Source organism: Limosilactobacillus sp. (assembly GCF_040772465.1).
Lineage (GTDB): Bacteria > Bacillota > Bacilli > Lactobacillales > Lactobacillaceae > Limosilactobacillus.
Map to the genome: position 1 here is coordinate 291779 of NZ_JAXGYB010000001.1, position 23648 is coordinate 315426.

At 46.9% G+C, this 23648-nt stretch carries 18 protein-coding genes and 1 pseudogene; 8 read left to right on the forward strand and 11 right to left on the reverse strand.

Going from position 1 to position 23648, the window contains the following annotated elements:
- Positions 1 to 132 precede the first annotated feature (132 nt).
- Entirely contained in the window at positions 133 to 2760 is a 2628-nt protein-coding gene (locus AB3114_RS01220; protein ID WP_367341443.1) for an SEC10/PgrA surface exclusion domain-containing protein, read from the reverse strand.
- Positions 2761 to 3058: 298 nt separating this feature from the next.
- On the opposite strand from AB3114_RS01220, the gene AB3114_RS01225 reads away from it, so the two are divergent.
- Complete coding sequence (locus AB3114_RS01225) at positions 3059 to 3838, forward strand: LytR/AlgR family response regulator transcription factor (RefSeq protein ID WP_367341444.1); 780 nt, start codon at positions 3059 to 3061, stop codon at positions 3836 to 3838.
- On the opposite strand, the gene AB3114_RS01230 is transcribed toward AB3114_RS01225, so the two are convergent.
- Together AB3114_RS01230 and AB3114_RS01235 are read right to left on the reverse strand one after the other, a co-directional pair.
- Complete coding sequence (locus AB3114_RS01230) at positions 3801 to 4256, reverse strand: hypothetical protein (protein ID WP_367341595.1); 456 nt, start codon at positions 4254 to 4256, stop codon at positions 3801 to 3803. The two genes, AB3114_RS01225 and AB3114_RS01230, sit on opposite strands and share 38 nt — an antisense overlap.
- A gap of 93 nt (positions 4257 to 4349) precedes the next feature.
- Positions 4350 to 4409, reverse strand: a pseudogene (locus tag AB3114_RS01235) (hypothetical protein); the annotation flags it as partial.
- Between the two features lie 152 nt (positions 4410 to 4561).
- Between AB3114_RS01235 and AB3114_RS01240 the strand changes: the two are divergent.
- On the forward strand, positions 4562 to 5809 hold the full coding sequence (locus tag AB3114_RS01240; RefSeq protein ID WP_367341445.1) for a GHKL domain-containing protein: 1248 nt from the start codon (positions 4562 to 4564) through the stop codon (positions 5807 to 5809).
- Between the two features lie 95 nt (positions 5810 to 5904).
- Here the strand turns inward: AB3114_RS01240 and lysS are convergent, their stop codons facing one another.
- The 8 genes from lysS to rpmH form a co-directional block, all read right to left on the reverse strand.
- On the reverse strand, positions 5905 to 7407 hold the full coding sequence (gene lysS / locus AB3114_RS01245) for a lysine--tRNA ligase (RefSeq protein ID WP_367341446.1): 1503 nt from the start codon (positions 7405 to 7407) through the stop codon (positions 5905 to 5907).
- 20 nt (positions 7408 to 7427) lie between these two features.
- Complete coding sequence (gene dusB, locus AB3114_RS01250) at positions 7428 to 8432, reverse strand: tRNA dihydrouridine synthase DusB (RefSeq protein ID WP_367341447.1); 1005 nt, start codon at positions 8430 to 8432, stop codon at positions 7428 to 7430.
- A gap of 85 nt (positions 8433 to 8517) precedes the next feature.
- Entirely contained in the window at positions 8518 to 10455 is a 1938-nt protein-coding gene (mnmG, locus tag AB3114_RS01255; RefSeq protein ID WP_367341448.1) for a tRNA uridine-5-carboxymethylaminomethyl(34) synthesis enzyme MnmG, read from the reverse strand.
- 16 nt (positions 10456 to 10471) lie between these two features.
- A complete protein-coding gene (gene mnmE / locus AB3114_RS01260) occupies positions 10472 to 11863 on the reverse strand; it encodes a tRNA uridine-5-carboxymethylaminomethyl(34) synthesis GTPase MnmE (protein WP_367341449.1) in 1392 nt (463 codons plus the stop codon).
- A 157-nt stretch (positions 11864 to 12020) separates the two neighbouring features.
- Positions 12021 to 12845 (reverse strand): RNA-binding cell elongation regulator Jag/EloR, encoded by an 825-nt coding sequence (gene jag, locus AB3114_RS01265; protein ID WP_367341450.1) that lies wholly within the window; start codon positions 12843 to 12845, stop codon positions 12021 to 12023.
- A gap of 70 nt (positions 12846 to 12915) precedes the next feature.
- Positions 12916 to 13749, reverse strand: a complete 834-nt coding sequence (yidC, locus tag AB3114_RS01270; protein ID WP_367341590.1) for a membrane protein insertase YidC — start codon at positions 13747 to 13749, stop codon at positions 12916 to 12918.
- Between the two features lie 26 nt (positions 13750 to 13775).
- A complete protein-coding gene (gene rnpA, locus AB3114_RS01275; protein WP_367341451.1) occupies positions 13776 to 14114 on the reverse strand; it encodes a ribonuclease P protein component in 339 nt (112 codons plus the stop codon).
- A gap of 122 nt (positions 14115 to 14236) precedes the next feature.
- Positions 14237 to 14383, reverse strand: coding sequence for a 50S ribosomal protein L34 (gene rpmH / locus AB3114_RS01280; RefSeq protein WP_283583137.1), 147 nt, complete (start codon positions 14381 to 14383; stop codon positions 14237 to 14239).
- 504 nt (positions 14384 to 14887) lie between these two features.
- Between rpmH and dnaA the strand changes: the two genes are divergently transcribed.
- From dnaA to gyrA, 6 genes are all read left to right on the forward strand, one after another.
- Positions 14888 to 16216 carry a chromosomal replication initiator protein DnaA gene (gene dnaA / locus AB3114_RS01285; protein WP_367341452.1) on the forward strand — a complete coding sequence of 443 codons (1329 nt, stop codon included), beginning with the start codon at positions 14888 to 14890 and terminating at the stop codon, positions 16214 to 16216.
- A gap of 175 nt (positions 16217 to 16391) precedes the next feature.
- A complete protein-coding gene (dnaN, locus tag AB3114_RS01290; RefSeq protein WP_367341453.1) occupies positions 16392 to 17534 on the forward strand; it encodes a DNA polymerase III subunit beta in 1143 nt (380 codons plus the stop codon).
- Positions 17535 to 17762: 228 nt separating this feature from the next.
- Positions 17763 to 17981, forward strand: a complete 219-nt coding sequence (gene yaaA / locus AB3114_RS01295) for a S4 domain-containing protein YaaA (RefSeq protein ID WP_367341454.1) — start codon at positions 17763 to 17765, stop codon at positions 17979 to 17981.
- 12 nt (positions 17982 to 17993) lie between these two features.
- Positions 17994 to 19118: a DNA replication/repair protein RecF gene (gene recF / locus AB3114_RS01300; protein ID WP_367341455.1), complete on the forward strand. Its 1125-nt coding sequence runs from the start codon at positions 17994 to 17996 to the stop codon at positions 19116 to 19118.
- Positions 19115 to 21067, forward strand: a complete 1953-nt coding sequence (gyrB, locus tag AB3114_RS01305) for a DNA topoisomerase (ATP-hydrolyzing) subunit B (protein WP_367341456.1) — start codon at positions 19115 to 19117, stop codon at positions 21065 to 21067. Before recF ends, gyrB begins: the two co-directional genes overlap by 4 nt.
- A 22-nt stretch (positions 21068 to 21089) precedes the next feature.
- Positions 21090 to 23603, forward strand: a complete 2514-nt coding sequence (gene gyrA / locus AB3114_RS01310; RefSeq protein WP_367341457.1) for a DNA gyrase subunit A — start codon at positions 21090 to 21092, stop codon at positions 23601 to 23603.
- Positions 23604 to 23648: the final 45 nt, after the last annotated feature.

Genomic DNA, 23648 nt, shown 5'->3' on the forward strand with positions numbered 1-23648 from the left:
TATTATTTTAGAACTTTTTAGAAGTTATTACTAGCAAACTACTCCGCCGTAACCAAAAAAATACCCTTTAGATATGCCACTCTCATTACTTAAGTAGCAACTCTAAAGGATACTGTGCACTATTTATTTAATTTAATTGAACCGTTTCTTGTCTGCTGCTAATCCTAAGCCGAGCATTCCAGCAACGACACCTAATACAGTAATCGCAACACTGTTATCATTACCAGTTTGTGGCAATGTCTTGCCTTGTTGTTCACGATACTGTTCACGAGTCATCGCCGTGTGTTCGCTGCTACCAGTAGCAATAGAACTATCAACGTTCACATAATGACCGTGAACTGCTGATTCACTACCATTAGTTGGCAGAACAACAGTCGGCTTATGTGCAGCCTGTCCTTGATTGTTATTAGAAGTGTCAGCAGTATTAGTGGTGATCGTGCCGGTTGGCGTTGTCGTGTTGCCACCATTACTTGGAGTCGATGGATTGGTAGTATTAGCACTATTGCTTGGCGTGGTTGGGTTGGTTGTGCTATTACTGTCACTCGGCGTCGATGGAGTAGTCGTGTTATCACTGGTGCTTGGCGTCGATGGAGTAGTCGTGCTACCACTGGTGCTTGGCGTTGATGGTGTAGTCGTGCTGCCACTGGTGCTTGGCGTCGATGGAGTAGTCGTGCTACCACTGGTGCTTGGCGTCGATGGAGTAGTCGTGCTGCCACTGGTGCTTGGCGTTGATGGTGTAGTCGTGCTACCACTAGTGCTTGGCGTTGACGGAGTAGTCGTGCTACCACTGGTGCTTGGCGTTGATGGATGAGTTGGCGTGGTTGAACCGGCTTCTTGAGCAATCTTAGCCTGCAGACTAGCAATGCTGCTCTTGGTTTGAGCAATAGCATTTTCAACTTCATTGACCTTAGCCTGGGCCTTGTGCAAGGCATCCAACTTAGCAGCGGTGTTAGCCTTAGCAGCATTAAGCTTAGTCTGTGCATCAGCTAATGCCTTATTGGCAGAATCCAACTTTGCTTGTGCGCTCTTAACAGTTGCATCCTGGCCCATGTTAGCAAGTTGGCCTTGCTTCCATTGGTCAATAGTGTTCAGTTGATTTTGAGCTTGATTGTAAGCTTGCTGGTCACTAGCATTTAACTTATTAATGTCAAAAGAAATACTATTCTTTTCAGCTTGCAGGTAAACTAAATGAGCAGGCAAAACACGTAGACGGACCTGCAAATCATGTAAATTTTGTTTCAACTGGTCAATCTGATTATTTAATTCAATAATCTTAGACGAATCACTGAAAGTTGGCGTAGTTGAATCATTGGTCGTTGGACCCATAGCTGCGTATTGGTTAATCCGGTCCATCATGTTAGGCGTGGTATCGCCATCACCTTCGGCTGAGTTAACAAAGTCGAAAGTAAAGGCATACATTGAATTACCAGTATTATTATCAGTAGCAAAACCTAAACCAATACCAACGTTCCAATTACCATCTTCAAGGAAGTTGTCACGGTGCCCCCAATCGGAATCTGCGTCAGCGTTAAGCATTGAATCAACCGTATGCAAAGCACTTTGATATAAATCAAACATGCTAGAAGCTCCAGATAACAATCCATCACTTGAGCTCCCATCATTATCATGAGCAGCAATGACACCTAAGTTTTCGTATTGATCTTTACCAAATGCATTTATGATATCATTTTCATTATGATCAAATCTTAATACAGCTGAACTAGCCCGAACTTGCGCTTGCTGATACTTTTGTTCTGTCATGGTAAATGGTGCTAAACCACGTTGTGCCCGTACATGGTTAATTGCATTTAAAATCATAATAGCTAATTCTTGCTTTTGTGCATCAGTCATACCAGTAGATGGATCTACTTTATCTACATCTGTTATTAATGTATTGTAGTAAGTTTGCAGCTCAGTGTTATTTTGAATTTCATCATGAGTTAATGGAATAGCATATCCACTGCCTGCACCCTTATTATCATCAGGACTAAGATACATATTTTCAGGAATTACATTTCCATTCCAGTTACTGGATGTAGCATTATCATAACAACTATCCCAAAGATTATTACGAACTGCATTTTCCAATAAACTCTTAGTAGTATCTACTGTATGTGTTTGACCTGCAACAGTAAAACTTTTGCTTGTGCTTTGCTTCTGCGCATCCTGCAAACTCTTAACCTGATTCTGCAAATCACTAATTTGTGATTGCAGCTTCTTCACATCACTCGGGCCATTCTTGATTTGATTATTAGTGTCCTGAATCTCTTTATCAATTTGGGCAAGCTGACCGCCATTAGCCTTATTCTTCAAGCTGTTAATTGTTTGGTTAGCTTGTTGTGAACGTTGATTAGCTGCTTGGTCAACCGACTGCTTGTAATTATTCTGTGCAGTGTTGACAGCCTGCTGTGCATTCTGTTGAGCAGTGTTAGCTGAATTAACGCTATTTTGCGCATTAGCTTGGTCAGCCGTTGCATTGTTATAGTCAGTATTTGCTTGGTTAGCAGCACTATTAGCCTGTTGCTGTTGCGCTTGCTGACTAGCTAAAGTTTGCTGCTGGTTAGCTAATTCTTGCTGATCTTGTGTTGCCTGACTACTCTGTGCAGTCTGGGCAGCAACGTTCGTAGCAGCTGGAGCAACTACGTCAGCATGAACATTATTTGTAGTTAACAATGCTCCTCCCATCACACCAGCCGTGATTGCAGTTGCGACTAACCAATTCTTCTTTGCCTTGTAAAGCTTCTTGCGTGATTTCAACATAAATAGCTCTCCCCCATCAATAAAATATAACGCCATCATATTACCCTATCTGCATTTTTGACGATGCACCGAATGGTTTATAAGTGCACTAAATGAATTTTTTTATTTCTAAAATTAATTAATCCATTGATTACGGAATAAAATAATCATGAAAAGCAATGGTTAGAGAACATTTTCAGTTTTTACTGCACTAAATGGTTACTAAATGCACTAAGCGTAAAAATTATTTTCGAATGAGTGCCATCGCCAACATTAACCTGTATCATGAATTTAATACACACCAAAAGAGGGAAAAGCGATGAAATTCAACATTTTCTTATTGGAGGATAACAATGTTGAACGACAACAATTTAAGCAAATCCTCCAAGCAATTATTAATAGCAAGCATGCCCTTAGCCACAGTGTCATTACATCTTTCGCTAATACCGACTCACTCAATCGCCACCTACCATCCCCAAGCAGTAGGAACATCTTTATTCTCGACTTAGAAATTAATGGTGAGCCACAAGCTGGACTAAAAATGAGCCAGGTCATCCGCCAACACGATCCACAAGCTTATATTATCTTCTTAACAATTCATGATGAATTCCTTTACCAGAGTTATAAATACCGGGTCAATGCCCTCGATTTTATCGACAAAAAGCAGGGAACCATCCGCGACGACCTCACCAAAGATTTCACCACAATCTTAAGTCAGCAACAGAGATCACAGAATGGCGTTAAGTTGACTTTTCGCAATAACGCCAGCGTCTTTCGCATCGCCGTTAACAATATTCTGTACTTTGAAACCAACCATGATCAACGGCGGCACTCATTTTTAATAACCGATAATAACGAACGGCTGCCAATCAACGCTTCGCTCAATCAATTAGCGGACCAGTTAACCGAATATCACTTTTACCGGTCCCATCGTTCATTTCTCGTGAATATTGACAATATTGAAGAAATCCAGGACAGCACGATTCGCTTCTTTAATAATGCCACCACCTGTCCTGTTTCCCGTTTAAAGAAGCGTGGCCTTATCAACGCACTCAGTCAAATTAATAATCATTCAAGTAGAAATAACGATAATATTTAATGTGATAACTGGGATAAGTCTTTAACGGCTCTACTGGGCTTTCCTTGATCCAACTACCATCATTCAGCTTCATATGCTCAAATACTATGAGGTGTCCCTGAAATCTTACCTCTGCTTGATGATGTGCCAGGTTCAAATGGTATGGGTAATGGTGTTTAGCTTGTTGATAAGCTTTTTTGAGAGGATAACCGACCTGACTCATTTTACTTCTAGGAATCAGTACTACCTTGCCATAAATATTATTGCCCTTTGATTGTTCAACTTTCTTCGTGTAGTAAATAGTACGGACGACTCGTTTTTGCCGGTTTAGCAACTGCACTTTGGCGGGATTGTACGATACGGTTCGGTTAGATCTAACTTGATTGTGGGCTGCTAAAATAATCATTACCAATGCCAATAAAACTATACTAACAGACAAGATTAGACGATTAGTTGACCGTTTTGCAGGTGCCACTTTAGTTGGGCGGACTTGTGGCGACGGTAGTGTTGCTCCACAGTTGATGCACCTTTTTTGGTCCATTGGATTGGTTGCCCCACACTTGGGACAGATAATACTGTATTGGTTTTTCATCACATGTTTTCACCTAAATTAGAAAGGATAACTATTTCATATGTCATATTTTAACATCACTTGGCCATTTCCTTCTTCATCCCCATCACTTCTCTACTGGCTAGTTAACTACGTTTTCTATGGTCTTTCGCTATCATTTGCCACCTTTTACCATGATCCGTAGTTTAAGTAAATGGCGACTTCATATTCCATTTTATGATTATTTAATTTTTGCCGTCTTCGTCGTGTTCATCGATCAAAATGGCCCGATCAATTATGCTTTAGAATGGCTAGTTATTCTTTTACTACTGTATTGGAACGCTAATCCACAACACCATTCACTTGTTGAAACATTAACGGAAATGAGCTTAGCCTTTGCCCCGTTAAACATCTCCGTGATTATCCTGGCCAACGTTTGGATGCACTTCATCCACCACGTCAACCCGAATATGAACTCACAGATTGCCGACTACGGCTCAACCCTCTTCATCTTAGTTGAACTGCCGGTGGCCCTAGGATTAATGAAAATGTTGCGCAAACCTTTTCGGCGTTTCCTCAAAAATGTCCATCAGGCGGGCTGGCTAATCGTCGTTATCCTGATTAGCTTCGGCTTCGAAGTCCTCGAAAGTGTAGTTGTCCAAAAAGTGTTGGTCCTCCCGACGCCCGTCTTAACGTGCATCTTCATCGGCTACTTCTTATTATTTGCCTTGGCCGTCTGGGACATTGGGCTCCACTACCAAAAGCGTCACCAAATTGACGCCTTAAGTTATGAACTCAACAATTTGCGCCCCTATACTAGTGAAATTGAAGCTATGTACGACAATTTGCGGCGCTTCCGCCACGACTATAAAAACATTCTATTTAGTCTCCAAGAAGCCGCTTCTAATGATAATACCCAACAAGTCAAGCAGATCTTAGGTCAAGTCATTACGCCAAGCGAGAAGGAACTTTCGATCGGCACTGACATCTTGGCACGGCTCGATAACATTGAAGACCTAGCAGCTAAGAGTTTAATTTACAACAAACTGCGCCAAGCGATTAGCCAAAAGATCAATGTCCAAATTGAAATCCCGCAAAAAGTTAGTTTGGCCAACTACATGTCTTTAGCGGATGGCATCCGTATCCTAGCGATCTTGCTGGATAACGCCATCGCCGGTGCCAAGAAAACGACTGAGAAGAAGCTCAATTTGAGTCTCTTCACCAAAGATCAACAACTATACATCATCGTTGCTAACGATACCGTTGAAGAGCAAGTTCAATTGCCAAACGAAAACCAATCAGTGGTCAACTTTAACAGCTCCCACGGCTTGGGGCGGCGCAACTTACGGATCATTCTCGCCAGATACCCGCAAGCCGTTGCTCAGGTTAAGGCTAACCATCACCGTTTTGAACAAACAATTGTGTTTCAGCCTCAGAAGTAATATTGGATTATAGAAAAGAACCATAAACTAAAATAAACCCCCGAAGTTAGCCTTTCGTCCAGCTTCGGGGGTTTGTTGTACAAATTGTGATTGATTTAGTTTTCGCTGTTGTCTACCGGCCGCATCGTCGGGAACAAAATAACATCACGAATTGATTCAGCATTGGTCAGCAGCATAACCAAACGGTCGATCCCAATGCCAAGTCCACCTGTAGGCGGCATACCGTATTCCAAGGCTTCAACGAAGTCATTATCAACTACATCGGCTTCCTCGTTACCATGAGCCTTTTCCTTAGCTTGTTCTTCAAACCGCTGACGTTGGTCAATCGGGTCATTGAGTTCACTAAAGGCATTGCCCATCTCACTGCCAGCAATATAGAGTTCAAACCGGTCAGTCATTGCCGGGTTATCCTTATTGCGCTTAGCCAATGGGGAAACTTCGACTGGGTATTCATAAACAAAAGTTGGTTGAACCAACGTCTTCTCTACAAAGTTTTCAAAGAAGGCACTGATAACGTGACCCTTAGTCCAGAAATCTTCAGTCTCGATATGGTGATCCTTAGCTAACTGAAGAGCTTCAGCATCAGTCATGTCCTTATTAAAATCGATGCCGGTCTTTTCCTTGATTGCGTCGACCATGGTAATCCGCTTAAAGTCCTTGCCTAAGTCGATATCATGACCCTGATAAGTAATTTTCATGTCAGGGGCAACGACCTTAGTAGCTGCCTTGATAATGCCTTCGGTTTCGTCCATTACATCATGAAAGTCATAGTAGGCAACATAGGTCTCTAGACTGGTGTACTCAGGATTATGCTTGAGGTCCATCCCCTCATTCCGGAAAACACGACCAAGTTCATAAACCCGTTCGAAGCCACCGACGATCATCCGCTTCAAGTACAATTCAGTAGCAATCCGCAAGTACATGTCAATATCCAGAGCGTTGTGGTGCGTCTTGAACGGACGAGCGTTAGCACCACCGGCGTGGTTGTTCAAAACTGGGGTTTCAACCTCAGTAAAGCCATGGCTGTCCAGATAGTTACGGATAGCTGTAATAATCTTGCTCCGTTGGTGGAACCGCTTGAAGCTATCAGGGTTAGCAATCAGGTCCAGGTAACGTTGGCGGTAGATCGTTTCAGGATCTTGCAGGCCATGGTACTTGTCAGGCAGTGGCCGCAGTGCCTTAGTCAGGAAGGTCATCTTGCGAGCCCGAACCGTTAATTCACCAACCCGGGTCTTAATCACATCACCAGTCAGGCCCCAGAAGTCACCGATATCGGAGTCCTTGAAGACCTGGTAGGCGTCCTCGCCAATGATATCCTGGCGAACGTAAATTTGGATCTTACCACTGCGGTCGATCAGGTCGGCAAAACTAGCCTTCCCGCTCCCACGCTTAGCGATCATCCGGCCGGCGATCGTGACCATGTTGCCTTGGTCAGCCAATTGATCCTCAGTCAAATCGCCAAATTCCTTGCGGATGTCACTGGACAGGTGATCCCGCTTGAATTTGTGACCAAAGGGGTCGATGCCCTCTTCGCGCAGCTTCTTCATCTTATCGCGCCGCACTTGCATTTGGTCGTTTAAATGTTCTTCCTTTGCCATTACAGCTAGCCTCCAATAAACTAATTTCTTGCTTGTCGCTCACGTTGATAATCCTGCACCTTAACGAGCAATTCGTCAAATAGGCGGTCCATTTCTGATTCCTCAGTGGCCTCCATCAATGCCGCCTTCGTTCGTGCAGAATGCGGAATGCCCTTGACGTAGTACGCTGCCTGCCCACGGAACTCCCGCACCCCGACATAATCGCCCTTTAATTCGATTAAGTCGTGAAGGTGTTCCTTAGCAATGGAGATCTTTTGTTCAGGCGTGGCTTCCGGCAATAACTCACCGGTCTCAAGGTAATGCACCGTCCGCTTCAGCATCCAAGGATTGCCGAGGACTGCCCGGCCGATCATGACGGCATCGCAGCCGACTTCATCCAGCATTCGCTTAGCGTCCTCTGGTGTCCGAACATCCCCGTTACCCATGAACGGGATCGTAACTGCGTCCGCCACCTCTTTCAGGATGTTCCAATCGGCATGACCTGAATAGAATTGCTTCCGCGTCCGCCCGTGCATCGCAATGGCCGAAGCCCCGGCCCGTTCAGCCGCCAAGGCGTTTTTGACGGCATAAATATGGTCACTGTCCCAACCGGTCCGCATCTTGACAGTAACCGGCTTGGAAACAGCATCGACGACGTATGACACCATTTCGTAGACCTTATCTGGATCAAGCAACCAGCGGGCTCCCGCATCGGTATTAACCACCTTGTTGACGGGGCACCCCATGTTGATGTCAATTACGTCCGCATCGGTCTTGGTATCAACGAATTGTGCTGCCTGAACCAAAGTTTCCTTACTGCCACCAAAGATCTGAATCCCCATCGGGTGTTCGACCGGGTCGACATTCATCATCGAGAGGGTCTTTTTATTGTGGTACATGATGCCACGGTCGGAAATCATTTCACAAACCACGTAACCGGCACCAAACTTTTTACAAATCACCCGGAAAGCCGAGTTGGTCACCCCAGCCATCGGGGCAACTACCACCCGGTTAGGAATCTTGACATTGCCAATCTGCCACTCCATTACTTAACCTCCGTGTTGCCATAGCTAGAAAAATCGTATCATATGCCAATTAGCCAATTCAAGTTATATTTGGGCTAACCACAACTTATTTTTCATCTTTTTGAATCCGTGCGACGTGTCCCTGTTGCAGGTAAACACTCAGGATGGCCAGATCTGCCGGGTTGACCCCGCTGATCCGGGAAGCTTGGGCCATTGTCTCTGGCCGAATCTTCTCCAGCTTCTGCCGACCTTCCGTTGCCAGCCCCTCGATGGCCTCGTAATCGATGTCATCTGGGATGCGCTTAGCTTCCATCCGCTTCAGACGCTTAACGCTGACCATTTCCTTCTTAATGTAGCCCGCGTACTTCAGCTGAATTTCAACTTGTTCGATCACTTGCCGACTCAATTGCTCAGTGGGTTCACCGACAAACTTTAAGAGGGTCTGGTAATCAACGTACGGCCGTTTCAGGAAGTCAGCTGCCGTTACCGCGTCTTTTAAGGCATGGTCGCCGTGGGCTTCAACGAATTCGTCGATCTCTTGTCCCGGCTTGATCCGGACGTTTTGTAGCCGTTTAATTTCGTCGGCCACCTGTTGCTTCTTGTGTTCCATCTTCTGGAAACGCTCGTCGCTGACCAGGCCAATTTCGTGGCCCTTGGCCATTAAGCGGAAGTCAGCGTTATCGTGACGCAGAATCAACCGGTATTCGGCCCGACTCGTCAGCAGGCGGTATGGTTCGTTGGTGCCCTTAGTGACTAAATCGTCGATCATAACGCCAATGTAGGCATCGGAACGTTTCAGGACGAAAGGCCCCTTGCCCAAAGCACGACGACCAGCATTGATGCCGGCGATCAACCCTTGACCCGCTGCTTCTTCGTAGCCGGAAGTCCCGTTGGTTTGACCGGCCGTGTAGAGGTTCTTGACCAGCTTCGTTTCCAGGGTGGACCGCAGTTGGTATGGCGAAACCACGTCGTATTCGATGGCATAGCCGGGCCGCATTAACTGAGCATCTTCCAGCCCCTTAACGGAGTGGAGCATCCGCTGCTGGATCTCTTCCGGCATTGAGGTGGAAAGACCGTCGACGTACCATTCGTCCGTCGTCCGCCCTTCTGGTTCCAGGAAGATTTGGTGGTGGTCCTTGTCAGCAAAACGCACGATCTTATCTTCGATCGATGGGCAATAACGAGGGCCTACACCTTTGATAACTCCGGAGAACATCGGTGCCCGTTTGAGGTTATCACGGATAATCTGGTGAGTGTTCGGGTTAGTGTAGGTCAACCAGCACGAAATTTGGTCAGAAATCGACAGGTAGGCGCTGTCCGGCGTGTCGAAGCTGAAGTGGTGCGGCGTCGTGTCACCGGGTTGCTCTTCCGTTTCGTCGTAGTGAATGGTGTTGCCGTTAATTCGTGGCGGTGTCCCGGTCTTGAAACGCTTGAGTTCGAAGCCAAGGCGTTCCAGACATTGCGACAGTTTGACCGCTGACTTGGAGTTGTTCGGTCCAGACTCATACTGGAGTTCACCGATGATGATCTTGCCCCGGGCAGCCGTTCCGACCGTCAGCACGACGGCCTTGGCCTTGTAGCGGGCACCGGTGTTGGTAACGACACCCTGGCAGACACCATCCTTAACGATTACCTGGTCCACCGTAGCCTGGCGGAGAGTCAGGTTTGGCGTCTCTTCGATCGTCTTCTTCATCTGCATGTGGTAGGCATGCTTATCGGCTTGAGCACGCAAAGCACGCACTGCGGGGCCCTTCCCGGTATTCAGCATCCGCATCTGTACGTAAGTGGCGTCAATATTTTTACCCATCTGGCCACCAAGTGCGTCAATTTCTCTGACAACAATTCCCTTAGCAGGTCCACCGACGGAAGGGTTGCACGGCATAAAGGCGACCATTTCCAGGCTAATCGTCACCAACAAGGTTTTGTTGCCCATTCGGGCGGCGGCGAGGGCCGCTTCACAACCAGCGTGGCCCGCACCAACAACAATCACATCATAACTGCCGGCATCATACTGAATTGCCGTTCCAGCTTTTCTCTGTTCCATTGCTTCGATTCCTCCATTACTTACCCAAACAGAATTGGCTGAACAATTGGTCAATTAACTCATCCTGGTAGCTGTCACCGGTAATTTCACCCAGCAAGTCCCAGCTACGCCGCAAATCGATCTGCACGAGGTCAACCGGCATCCCATCGTCAATGCCCTTCAAAACATCGTCCAGAGCTGTCTTAGCCTTCTTTAGCAAAGCAATCTGCCGGGCATTGGTCAGCATGACCTGATTCTGACTCGACTCGATTCCTTCATTAAAGAAGAGGTGGCTGATTGTAGCGGCCAGCTTATCCATCCCCTTGTTCGTGACGATCGATGTCGTAATCAATTCATCCCCGTCCAGGGCTGCTTTAAGTTCGCCCATATCCACTTTTTGTGGCAGGTCGGTCTTATTCACCAACACGATCCGTTGCTTACCTGCCGTCGCCTTGATCAGTTCATGATCTTCATCGGTTAACGGCTCCGAGCCATCGATCAGCAGTAGGACCAAATCCGCCGTCTGAATTGCCTTTTCACTGCGTTCGACCCCGATCTTTTCGACTTGGTCGCTGGTCTGACGAATCCCAGCCGTGTCGATCAGCTTCAGTGGCACGCCCTTGACGTTGACGTATTCCTCGATGACGTCACGGGTTGTCCCCGCCACGTTAGTCACGATCGCCTTATCTTCGTGCAGCAAGGCATTTAACAAACTCGACTTACCAACGTTTGGCCGGCCGATGATCGCCGTTGCCAGGCCATCCCGCAGAACCTTCCCTTGCTTAGCCGTGTCGAGCAACTTGACCATCTTCTTACGCAAGCTAATGGCGTGATCCTTCATCAGCTTGGTGGTCATCACTTCGGCATCATCGTATTCAGGATAATCAATGTTGACTTCCACTTTAGCTAAGACGTTTAAGATTTCTTGGCGGAATTTCCGGATCAGTCGGGACAAGCTCCCGTCCAGCTGGTTGACCGCCACCTGCTTAGACTTGTCCGTCTTAGCCCGGATAATGTCCATCACCGCTTCGGCTTGTGATAAGTCGAGTCGGCCGCTTAGAAAGGCCCGCTTGGTGAATTCACCAGGTTCAGCCATCCGCGCGCCGTTAGCCAGGATCAATTCCAAAATCTGGTTAGTCACCAGCAAACCACCGTGGCAGTTCACCTCAACCACGTCTTCTTTGGTATAGGTCTTAGGAGCCTTCATCACCGAAGCCATCACTTCATCTATCTCTTCACCAGTTTCTGGATCGACGATGTGACCATAGTTAATGGTGTGGCTAGCCACCTTGGTCAGGTCACGTCCCTTAAATAAATGGTTGACCACTTCAATTGATTGGTCACCACTTACCCGAATGATTGAAATGCCGCCCTCACCCATCGGGGTGGCAATTGCTGCAATGGTTTCCTCGCCAGCTGTAGCATTCAACGAAGGTTCCTCCTCTCAAGAATCCAAAGAAAAAAGCGCCAATCCCAGCCACTGGTAACCCAGTAAGATGGTCAAAGCACTTTCACTACTCTAACGTTCTGATTAAATTTTCAAAGCCATTGTACAAAGCACGTTCCCGAATGTCAATATTAAGGTCTTAATTGCTTGGCACAACGACAACACTGCGGAACGGTTCCCGTCCGTGTGAGTAAGTCGTTACCTTCGGGTTGTCCTCTAACAAGCGGTGCAATTCCTTCCTTTCCCGTGCCGGCATGGGGTCGAGAAAGACGGCCTGGCCAGTGGCAATCACTTCCGTCACACAGCGGTCAGCCAGCTTGGCAATGGTCTTCCTGCGCCGTTCCCGGTAATTAGCAGTATCCAGAACCAAGCCTGGATCATGGACACCGTGGTAATTGAGGTAAGCCGTTCCCAGTTGCTCCAGCGCATTGATCTGACGTCCATGGTAACCGATCACGGTTGACGACTGTTTAGTCTTAATTTCGATGTTTAAGCTGTGTGCTCGCAACTGGTTGACTTGAGCAGTCCCGTGCACGCCCAGTTCACGCAAGATGTCTTCTATGTAACCGCAGCAGCCATTGGCAGCCTTGCGCATCTGTTTCAAATTACGCTGGTGGTTAGCGGCCACCCGTTCACGTTCCAGTTCTTCCGGGCTTTTAGGGGCAGCTTTTTTGATAGCAGCTTTAGCAGGATGCGATTGAGCCTTGGGTGAATGCCGTTTCTTTTTAGTCTGCTTAGCCTTTTGTGGCGTTGCTTGCTGAGACGGTTTTTGGAGATGGGATGGCTGCTCGGTCTTTTGCTGAATTGGTGCTGCTTCAATAATTGCCGGCCGCTTCCCAAAACCGAGGAAACCCCGTCGCGGTGTTTGGACTACCTTAATCTTTAACATTTCCTGGGAAATACTAAAATGTTTAGCCGCTTCCTGTTTGGCTTCTTCCAGCGTCTTAGCGCTAAATGATTTCATTTTTGTCTTCTCCCTCACTATATAGAAAAAGCTGGGAAAAAACTGAGTTTCTTCTCCAGCCTCTTATTCATTAATGACGGCGGTGGCTCCGCAAGGCCTTCCGCTTAGCACGGGCAATTGCTCGCTTCCTGTCTCGTTCTGCTTGTTGCTTTTCCTTGCGTTCCCGGTTGATCTTAAATGGATTTTGGATCAATAAGGTTTGCACAACTTGGAAAGCGTTGGTAACTACCCAGTAAAGGGTAATTGCTGACGAGAAGCCAAGCGCCATAAAGAATACCATGATCGGCATCCCCCACGTCATCACGGTTGTCATCGTGTTCTTTTCTGGCATCGATGCCATGCTGAGCCATGAACTAATTAAAGTAAAGACAGCAGCCAAAATTGGCATCACGTAGTAAGGGTCAGTATGCCCAAGTTGAAGCCATAAGAAAGAACCAGACCGCAGTTCAGATGTCCGCCAGATAGCTTGATACAAAGCCCACATAACTGGCAATTGAATCAACAGTGGCAGCATCGTAACGTAAGGGTTAATTCCCGCTTTCCGGTAAAGAGCCCGCTGTTCTTCTTGCATCTTCATCATCGTATCACGATCACGAGATGAATATTTTTTCTGTAAAGCCTTTAGTTGAGGCGTAATCTCCTGTGTCTTCAGTGTTTGCTTTGTCTGGTAATACATCAGTGGCAGCAAGATAATCCGGATGATGATCGTAAAGATAATGATCCCCATCCCATAACCACCAAAGTTATGTGACAGCCAGATGATAAAGCGTGAGCAATTATAGAGGATGTAGTGATCCCAAAGGCCCTTACTATGGCTGGTGATTGGTCCATTGGAGCAAGCCGTCAACAGCAAGGTCATTCCCATAATGCCCACGAGAGTGAGTGTCCGCTTAAGGCGTTTCATACGTGATTTCAAAACGTGTTTGTCTCCTAATTAAGTAGTTTGGCCAGTTTAAGAGCGTGAACTAAGTTGCGCTTTGTATCTGCCATCGATAATCCGTCAGCAGACGGACGTGCAATAACTAGAAAATCCACGTCCGACTTCAACTGCGGTTTGACTTCCAGTAGAGTCTGGCGAATGCGACGTTTGACCCAGTTCCGGTGAACAGCATTTCCTATTTTTTTACCAACGGAGATGCCTACCCGGAAATGCTTCTGACCTGGCTTATTCATCTGGTAGATGATGAATTTGTGGTTAGCCACCGAATTATGGGTCTCAAACACCCGTTGAAATTCTTGTTCTTTTTTTACACGGTACGATTTTCGCATTTTCGTTCCACCCGTTAAACCACTGCAACAAATGAAAAAAGGACATGGTAAGCATCGGCTACAACTATGGTTCATTGCAGCACAATTGCTTGCCGTGCCCTTTTGGTTAAATCATCAAGTGCTTATGCCTTAACCGTTAATACCTTGCGGCCCTTTTGACGGCGGCGTGCCAGCACTTTACGACCGTTGCTGGTACTCATACGTGCGCGGAAACCATGCACACGGGCACGGTGACGCTTCTTTGGCTGAAATGTGCGCTTCATTGCCATTTTTTGTGGCACCTCCTTATATCGGTGTTTGCTCTGTGACGCCCCAAAAAACGGGCGCACTCATAAACATACTTTTGTATTGTAGCACAGTTCGCAGGCACTTTAAACCAAAAAAATTAATTGGAATTTTTTACTTATCCACAGTTTTTGCCAAATAATCCACAACGTTGTTTTTTGACCTAACTTTTTTGCGACTTATCCACACGTTTTTAACGGCTTTTCCAAGTGTGAACACCCCTGTGATTATGTTTATCCACAAGGCTGTGGAAAACCCAGTGGATAAGTCAAGAATGCCTTAATAGCAAGGATAGTTATCAACTTTTGCCTGTGCAAAACTGTGGATATCACCTTAATTTTCCACATTTCGACACCGCTGTGTGTAATTTACACGCAACGTTGTGTACTCTGTGGGCAAACTTTTTTACAGCCTGTGGAAAACTCTGTGAATGAATGCTAGAATACCTTTTGGTTTTATTTATTCAATCTTTCAAAGGAGGTATTCTTTTGACTGAGCTCAATGCCTTATGGCAAGCGATTCAGAATTATCTTCGTGACATCTACGGGAAACCAACCTACAAAAACCTGATTACCCCAGCCAAAGTCGCTTCTTTAAATGACAACATTCTTACAATCGAATTGCCTAACAAATATATTCAAAAATTCTGGCGTGAAGAAGTCGATCCGAAGGTCAAAAACGTCCTTTACCAACAAACGACGGCTAATATCACTCCCCAATACATTGTTAGCAACGAACTGACTGAGGAACCGGTTCAAACAACTCCCGTCAATAATTTACCGACATATAAGGAAGAAACACCTCTTAACCCTGAATATACCTTTAAGAATTTTATTCAGGGACGGAGCAACGAAATGGCTTATGCCGCAGCTTATGCCATCTCTGACAATCCCGGAAAAGTCTATAATCCACTGCTCATTTACGGTGGCGTTGGTCTGGGTAAAACTCACTTGATGCAAGCTATCGCTAACAACATGCTGGAACATAATCCAGCTGCACGAATTAAATACGTTACCAGTGAAAACTTCATCAACGATTACGTGAACTCCATCAAAAACAACAGCCAGGAGCAATTCCGCCAGGAGTACCGCAATCTAGACGCTTTGCTGGTTGACGATATCCAGTTCTTCTCCAAAAAGGAAGGGACCCAGCTGGAATTCTTTAATACTTTCAACTCTTTGCACGACAACAGCAAACAGATTGTTCTAACTGCTGATCGTTACCCAAAGGAAATTCCTGATATGACGGATCGTCTCGTTTCGCGGTTTGTCTGGGGCCTGTCGGTAGAGATCGCCTCCCCTAACTTGGAAACGCGGATCGCTATCCTGCGTAGCAAAGCTGAGGAAGAAAATATTCAGGCACCAAATGAAGTTCTCAACATGATTGCCAACCGGATCAACACCAACGTGCGTGAACTAGAAGGTGCGCTGATGAAGGTCAAGATCCTTGCTCAAATGAAGCACGAGCCGATTACGATCGCGCTGACCCGCGAAGCTCTTCAGGGAATGTCCACCGAAAGTGCTGACGAAGGCTTGGACATCGATACCATCCAAAAACGAGTCGCTTCTTATTACAAAATCAATCAATCGGATATTACTGGTAAAAAGCGAACCAAGCAAATCGTCGTACCGCGGCAAATCGCCATGTACCTATCGCGTGAATTGACCAGCAATTCCTTACCACAAATCGGCAAAGCATTTGGCGGCAAGGATCACACCACCGTCCTTCACGCGATCGATAAAATTGAAAAACAACTCAAAGACAACCAATCGTTGCAAGACGATATACAGGACCTTAAAATGGACCTACAACGCTAGGTGTTGATAACTAACAGTTTTTCCACTAGTTATCCACAAGTTATCAACAGCCTTTAACCAGCGTGATCACTAAGGTTAGCCCGACTTATCCACAAGATCCACAAGCCCTACTACATCTACTTTTTATATAATCTATTAATGTATTTACCAACAGGTAAAACAAGGAGTGTCAGGTATGAAATTTACAATCAATCGTTCAGCCTTTATCGAACAGTTAAATAATGTTTTACGGGCAATTTCATCAAAAACCACTATCCCAATTTTGACAGGATTAAAGATGGTTGTTAGTAAAGACGACATTACGTTAACTGGTAGTAATGCGGACATTACTCTGGAATCAAAAATATCCATTGTAGATGATAAATATGCATTAAAGATTGATGAGCCAGGAGCCATTGTTTTACCTGCTCGTTTCTTTAATGAGATTATCAAAAAACTTCCTAATGATGATGTAACCATTACAGTTGCAAACAACTTTGAAGCGCAGATTACGTCTGGCCCTGCTGAATTTAAGATTAATGGCCCGGATGCTAATAACTACCCACCATTGCCGGAAGTAGCGGCAGAACAAACGATTGAGCTAGCTCCTGATATGTTACGTGAAGTAATCAGTCAAACGGTGTTCGCGGTTTCTAACCAGGAGAATCGCCCAATTCTGACAGGGATCCACGTAACGTTAGCTGATAATTTATTGACATTGGTCGCTACTGACAGTCACCGTCTAGCACAACGGAAAGTGGAATTAAGTGATGGCAACGATCAATCATACGATGTCGTTTTGCCTGGTAAATCATTAGTAGAATTGTCCCGGATGATCAGTGATGAAAAAGATGACGTGAAACTACAAATCGCGGAAAATCTGGCACTTTTCAGTTTTGGCAACACCCACTTCTACTCCCGGCTGCTCGATGGCAACTATCCAGAAACGAGCCGGCTGATTCCAACGACTTCAGACACCCAGATTGAATTGCAAGCTGATCAATTCCTGTCTTCAATTGAACGTGCTTCTTTGCTGTCGCACGAAAGTCGCAACAATGTTGTTAAGCTCTCTTTGAATCCTGATGATGGTCAGGCCCAAATCAGCGGCGATTCTCCTGACGTTGGTTTTGTGGAAGAATCAGTGGTTAACAGCAAGTTGAGCGGCAAGCCACTAGAAATTTCCTTTAACCCTGACTACATGAAGGATGCGCTGCGTTCATTCGGCAAGGCTACGATTATGATGGCCTTTACATCCCCATTGCGGCCATTTACCCTGGTACCAAGTGGTGATGAGGACAATAACTTTGTCCAGCTGATTACGCCTGTTCGGACACGCTAAAATTACCTCAAATAACAAATTAACCGCAGAGTGGAAGCTTTGCGGTTTTTTCTATGGCTAATTTGCTGAAACGACATGAGAGCGCATTATATCTTTTTTGCGGGTGTGAAGTGATTTTTGACTCAAAAGGGCTAATAATGACTGAGAGCCATTTTTGGGCCATTAGATTTGTTTTTAACTCTTAAAAAAGATATAATATAGATGTTTATTGGAGAAGTAGGTGATTGAATGGCAGAAACAAAAACGGTAGCGATCAAAGGTGATTTCATTACCCTTGGCCAGTTGTTAAAAGAGGCTGGGATCATCCCCACTGGCGGGGCTGCAAAGTGGTTTTTAAAGGATCATCAAGTACTGGTCAATGACCAAGCTGAAAATCGGCGTGGTAAAAAATTGCGTTCTGGTGACACGGTTGTCATCCCGGACCAGGGACAATGGACGATTAAATAAACGAGGTGTGGCATGCTTCTCGAAGAATTGCAGCTGCATAATTTTCGAAACTATGCCGATACTAAGGTCCAGTTCAGTCCTGGAGTCAACATCTTCATTGGCGCTAATGCGCAGGGTAAGACCAATTTGATGGAAGCTATCTACGTGCTAGCACTGACAAAAAGCCACCGGACAGCAAATGATCGTGAACTTATACACTGGAAGCAGAAACGAGCGACGGTTGCTGGGCGCGTTAAAAAGCGTCTCGGCAGCGTGCCACTTGAAGTTCAGTTCAGTGGTCGCGGCAAACGGGTTCAGCTTAACCATTTATTTCAGTCACGCTTGTCGACTTATGTTGGTTCGCTTAACGTTGTGCTTTTTGCGCCGGAGGATCTAGCCATCGTAAAGGGCGCGCCAGTGGTTCGGCGGCAGTTTATGGATACTGAATTCAGTCAAATGAGCAGCCAGTATTTGTACCAGCTGAGCCGTTATAACCAGGTACTAAAACAACGCAACCAATACCTTAAACAACTGAAGTATCACCAGCAGACTGATCAGGTACTGCTGGGTGTTTTGTCTGATGAACTCGCGGCGGCAGGTGGTCAGTTGATTGCTTTGCGGGCCACCCTGCTACACCAGTTGGAGCACTGGGCTGCTGATTTACACCACCATATTTCGACGGAAAAAGAAGACCTGACTTTTAAGTACGCTAGCCAGGTCGAGGTGAGTGAAGATCAGACCGCATCGGATTACGAACGGCAGTTGCGCGAACGTTACCACCAGAATAAGGACCATGAAATTGAACTCGGCACAACGTTGAGCGGTCCCCACCGCGACGACGTTCACTTTTTTGTTAACGGGGCTAATGTGCAGAGCTTTGGTTCCCAGGGCCAACAGCGGACGACGGCACTATCAGTAAAATTAGCCGAAATTGATTTGATGAAATCGCAAACGGGTGAATATCCATTGCTCTTGCTGGATGATGTTTTGTCCGAACTCGATGACGAACGGCAGACGCATCTTTTAACGGCAATCCAGGATAAGGTGCAAACATTTTTAACGACCACGAGTTTGAGTGGGGTTGCCAGACAACTAATTCACCAGCCAACGATATTTAGGATTACAGATGGACACGTGCAAAAGGAGGAAACGCAGTGAGCGAGAGTGAACAAGAACAAGAGAAGAAAGCTGAACTGGGTAGCGAATACGATGCTAGCCAAATCCAAGTTTTAAAGGGTTTGGAAGCCGTTCGGAAACGTCCGGGGATGTACATCGGTAGCACTACTTCTCAGGGTCTACACCACCTAGTATGGGAAATCGTGGACAACGGGATTGACGAAGCCCTAGCTGGTTTCTGTGATGAGATCAACGTTGTCGTCGAAAAAGACAACAGCATTACCGTGACTGACAATGGTCGTGGTATCCCAGTCGACACCCAAAAAGAAACTGGCAAACCAGCCCTTGAAACGGTCTTCACTGTCCTTCACGCCGGCGGTAAGTTCGGCGGCGGCAGCTACAAGGTATCCGGTGGTTTGCACGGTGTTGGTGCTTCAGTTGTCAACGCCCTCTCCGAAGAACTGGACGTCTACGTCACCCGTCAAGGTAAGGAATACTACATGGACTTTGAACGGGGCCACGTGAAGACGCCGATGAAAGTCGTTAAGACTGGTATTCCTGATATCCAGCACGGTACGCGGGTTCACTTTAAGCCGGATCCGGAACTATTCCGTGAAACAACGACCTTTAATATCAAGACCTTGACGGATCGGATTCGTGAACTGGCCTTCCTGAACAAGGGTTTGAAGATCACGATTGAAGACAAGCGTCCGGAGAAGCCCACGAAGGATGAATTCCACTTTGAAGGCGGGATTCGTCACTACGTCGAATTTCTGAATAAGAAGCATGAGGTGCTCTTTGATCCGCCAATTTATGTCGAAGGCAAGTACAAGGGCATTACGGTGGAAGTCTCACTGCAATACACTAATGACTACCATTCTGAGCTTTTGACGTTTACTAATAACATCAATACCTACGAAGGTGGGACGCACGAAACTGGCTTCAAGACTGCGCTGACCCGGGTGATCAACGACTATGGTCACCAGGCCAAGATCCTGCACGACAACGAATCACTGTCCGGTGATGACGTCCGTGAAGGGATGACGGCGGTTGTCTCCATCAAGCACCCGGACCCACAATTCGAAGGTCAAACCAAGACCAAGCTGTCCAACTCCGACGCCCGGACGGCAACGGACCATATCTTCGCTGAAACCTTCAACCGCTTCTTGATGGAAAATCCTGACACGGCTCATAAGATCGTCGATAAGGGGCTTCTGGCATCTAAGGCGCGTGACGCTGCTAAGCGGGCCCGGGAAGTGACGCGGAAGAAGAGTGGCCTGGAAATCAGCAGTCTGCCAGGAAAGTTGGCCGATAACACCAGTAAGGACCCGAACATTTCTGAACTGTTCATCGTCGAAGGTGACTCCGCCGGTGGTTCTGCCAAGCAGGGTCGTTCACGGTTGACCCAGGCAATTTTGCCAATTCGGGGGAAGATTTTGAACGTCGAAAAGGCAAGCCTTAACCGGGTTTTGGCTAACGATGAAATTCGTTCGCTCTTTACTGCTCTAGGAACTGGTTTCGGCAAAGACTTCGATATTACGAAGGCTAATTACCATAAATTGATCATCATGACCGATGCCGATGTCGACGGGGCCCACATTCGGATCCTGCTGTTGACGCTCTTCTACCGCTTCATGCGGCCGATGATTGAACACGGCTACGTCTACATTGCTCAGCCACCGCTATACCAGGTGCGTCAAGGCAAGTTCGTCAAGTACGTTCAATCTGACGAAGAGCTAGACAAAGTTGTCAATTCCCTGCAGCCAACGCCAAAGCCGGTTATCCAACGTTACAAAGGTCTGGGTGAAATGGACTCCGACCAACTATGGGAGACGACGATGAACCCTGAAAACCGGCGTTTGCTCCGGGTAAAGCTGGACGATGCAGCGGCTGCCGACCAAATCTTCCCAATGTTGATGGGGACGAAGGTTGCACCACGGCGCAAATTTATTGAAGATAATGCCAAGTTTGTTGAAAACCTGGACCTGTAAGAGCTAAAGGAGGAACACGAAAGTGGCTGATGAAGACACAAGTCGGATTACCGATACTAATCTGACGAGTCAGATGAAGAATTCGTTCCTGGATTACGCGATGAGTGTTATCGCGGCCCGGGCATTACCGGACGTCCGTGATGGGCTCAAGCCGGTTCAACGGCGGATCCTTTACGGAATGAATGAACTAGGCGTTACTCCGGACAAGCCTTACAAGAAATCTGCCCGGATCGTCGGCGATGTTATGGGGAAGTTCCACCCACATGGTGACTCCGCTATTTATGAAGCTCTGGTGCGGATGGCCCAGGACTTCTCTTATCGCTACATGCTAGTTGATGGTCACGGTAACTTCGGTTCGGTCGATGGTGATAGTCCAGCGGCCATGCGTTATACCGAAGCCAAGATGAGCCGGATTTCTGTCGAAATGCTGCGTGACATCAACAAAAATACGGTTGACTTCCAGGACAACTACGATGGCACCGAAAAGGAACCGACGGTCTTGCCGTCTCGTTTCCCGAACCTGTTGGTTAACGGTGCTTCTGGGATTGCCGTCGGGATGGCTACTAACATCCCAACCCACAACCTCGGTGAAGTCATCAGTGCTATCCACATGCTGATGAAGAACCCAGACGCAACGACGGAAGACCTGATGAAGGTTTTGCCAGGACCAGACTTCCCAACCGGTGGTGTCGTGATGGGCAAATCCGGAATCCGGAAAGCCTACGAAACTGGTCGGGGCACGATTGTTGTCCGGGCAAAGGTTGACATCGACGAAAAGAAGAGCGGTCGTCAGCAGATTATCGTTCACGAAATTCCGTACATGGTCAACAAAGCTAAGCTGATCGAGCGAATCGCCGAACTGGCCCGCAACAAGGAAATCGAAGGGATCACCGGTGTCAACGACGAAACCGACCGTGAAGGTATGCGGATTGTCATCGATGTGCGGCGGGATGCCAGCGCCGAGGTCATTTTGAACAACCTGTACAAGATGACCCTGATGCAGGCCACCTTTAACTTCAACATGTTAGCGATTGTTGACGGTGCCCCGAAGATTTTGAGCTTAAAGGAAATGCTCAACTACTACCTTCAGCACCAGGAAGACGTCGTTCGGCGGCGGACCGAATTTGATTTAAATAAGGCTCAGCGTCGTCTCCACATCGTCGAAGGCTTGCGGATTGCGCTTGATCACATCGATGAGATCATCAGCATTATCCGTAATTCCCAGACGAGTGAAGTGGCTAAGGAACAGTTGATGTCTAAGTTTGGCCTCTCTGATCGCCAGTCACAGGCCATCCTGGACATGCGGCTGGTTCGCTTAACCGGTCTGGAACGCGAAAAGATCGAGGATGAATACAAGAAACTGACTGCTGCGATCGCCGATTACAAGGACATCCTGGCTCACCAAGAACGGATCAACAAGATTATCTATGACGAACTGATGGATATTCAAAAGAAGTTCGGCGACAAGCGGCGGACCGAGCTGCAAGTCGGTGACATCACCAGCATCGAAGATGAAGACCTGATCGAAGAACAGGACATTGTGATCACCCTGACGCACAAAGGCTACATCAAGCGTTTGCCGGTCGATGAATTTAAGTCCCAAAACCGTGGCGGTCATGGTGTGAAGGGGATGGGTGTCCATAAGGACGACTTCATTGAACAACTAATCTCTAGTTCCACCCACGACCTACTGCTATTTTTCACCACTTCTGGCAAAGTTTACTCGATGAAGGGCTACGAAATTCCTGAATACGGCCGGGCTGCCCAGGGGATCCCGATCATCAACATGCTTGGCATCGATAGCAAAGAAAAGATCAGCAACGTCATCAACGTCTCAGGCAAAGATGACGATGATGTGGATGATAAATACCTCTTCTTCACGACCGTCAAGGGTGTCGTTAAGCGGACACCAGTCTCTGAATTTAAGAACATCCGCAGCAATGGCTTGAAGGCCGTTAACCTGCACGACGGGGATGAGCTGATGAACGTCAGCATCATCGATGCCCACCAGAACATGATTATCGGAACCCATGAAGGTTACGCTGTCAGCTTCAATTCCGACGATGTTCGGTCGATGGGTCGGGCAGCTGCTGGGGTTCGTGGTGTCCGTCTGCGTGATAACGACTACGTCATCGGTGCTTCGCCATTGAATGACGACAGCAACGTCTTTGTCATTTCCGAAAAGGGCTATGGCAAGCAAACTGCCGCTAGCGAGTACCCAATTAAAGGACGTGGCGGCAAAGGGATCAAGACCGCTAATGTCACTGCTAAGAACGGGGCTTTGGTTGGCCTGACGACCGTCGATGGCGACGAAGACATCATGCTGGTCACCGATAAAGGTGTGATCATCCGCTTTGGCATCGAAACCGTCTCCCAGACTGGTCGTTCCACGATGGGGGTTCGCCTCATTAAGCTCGATGGCAATTCACAAGTGGCCACGATGGCTAAGGTTGCCAAAGATGACGACAACGATGACAAGGATCAGTCGGAACAGTCAACCGAAGAAGCTAGCTCCACTAAGCCTGAACAAAATTAAAGAAAAATAGACACATTTCCCGGGAAATAGCGTATTTATTTAACA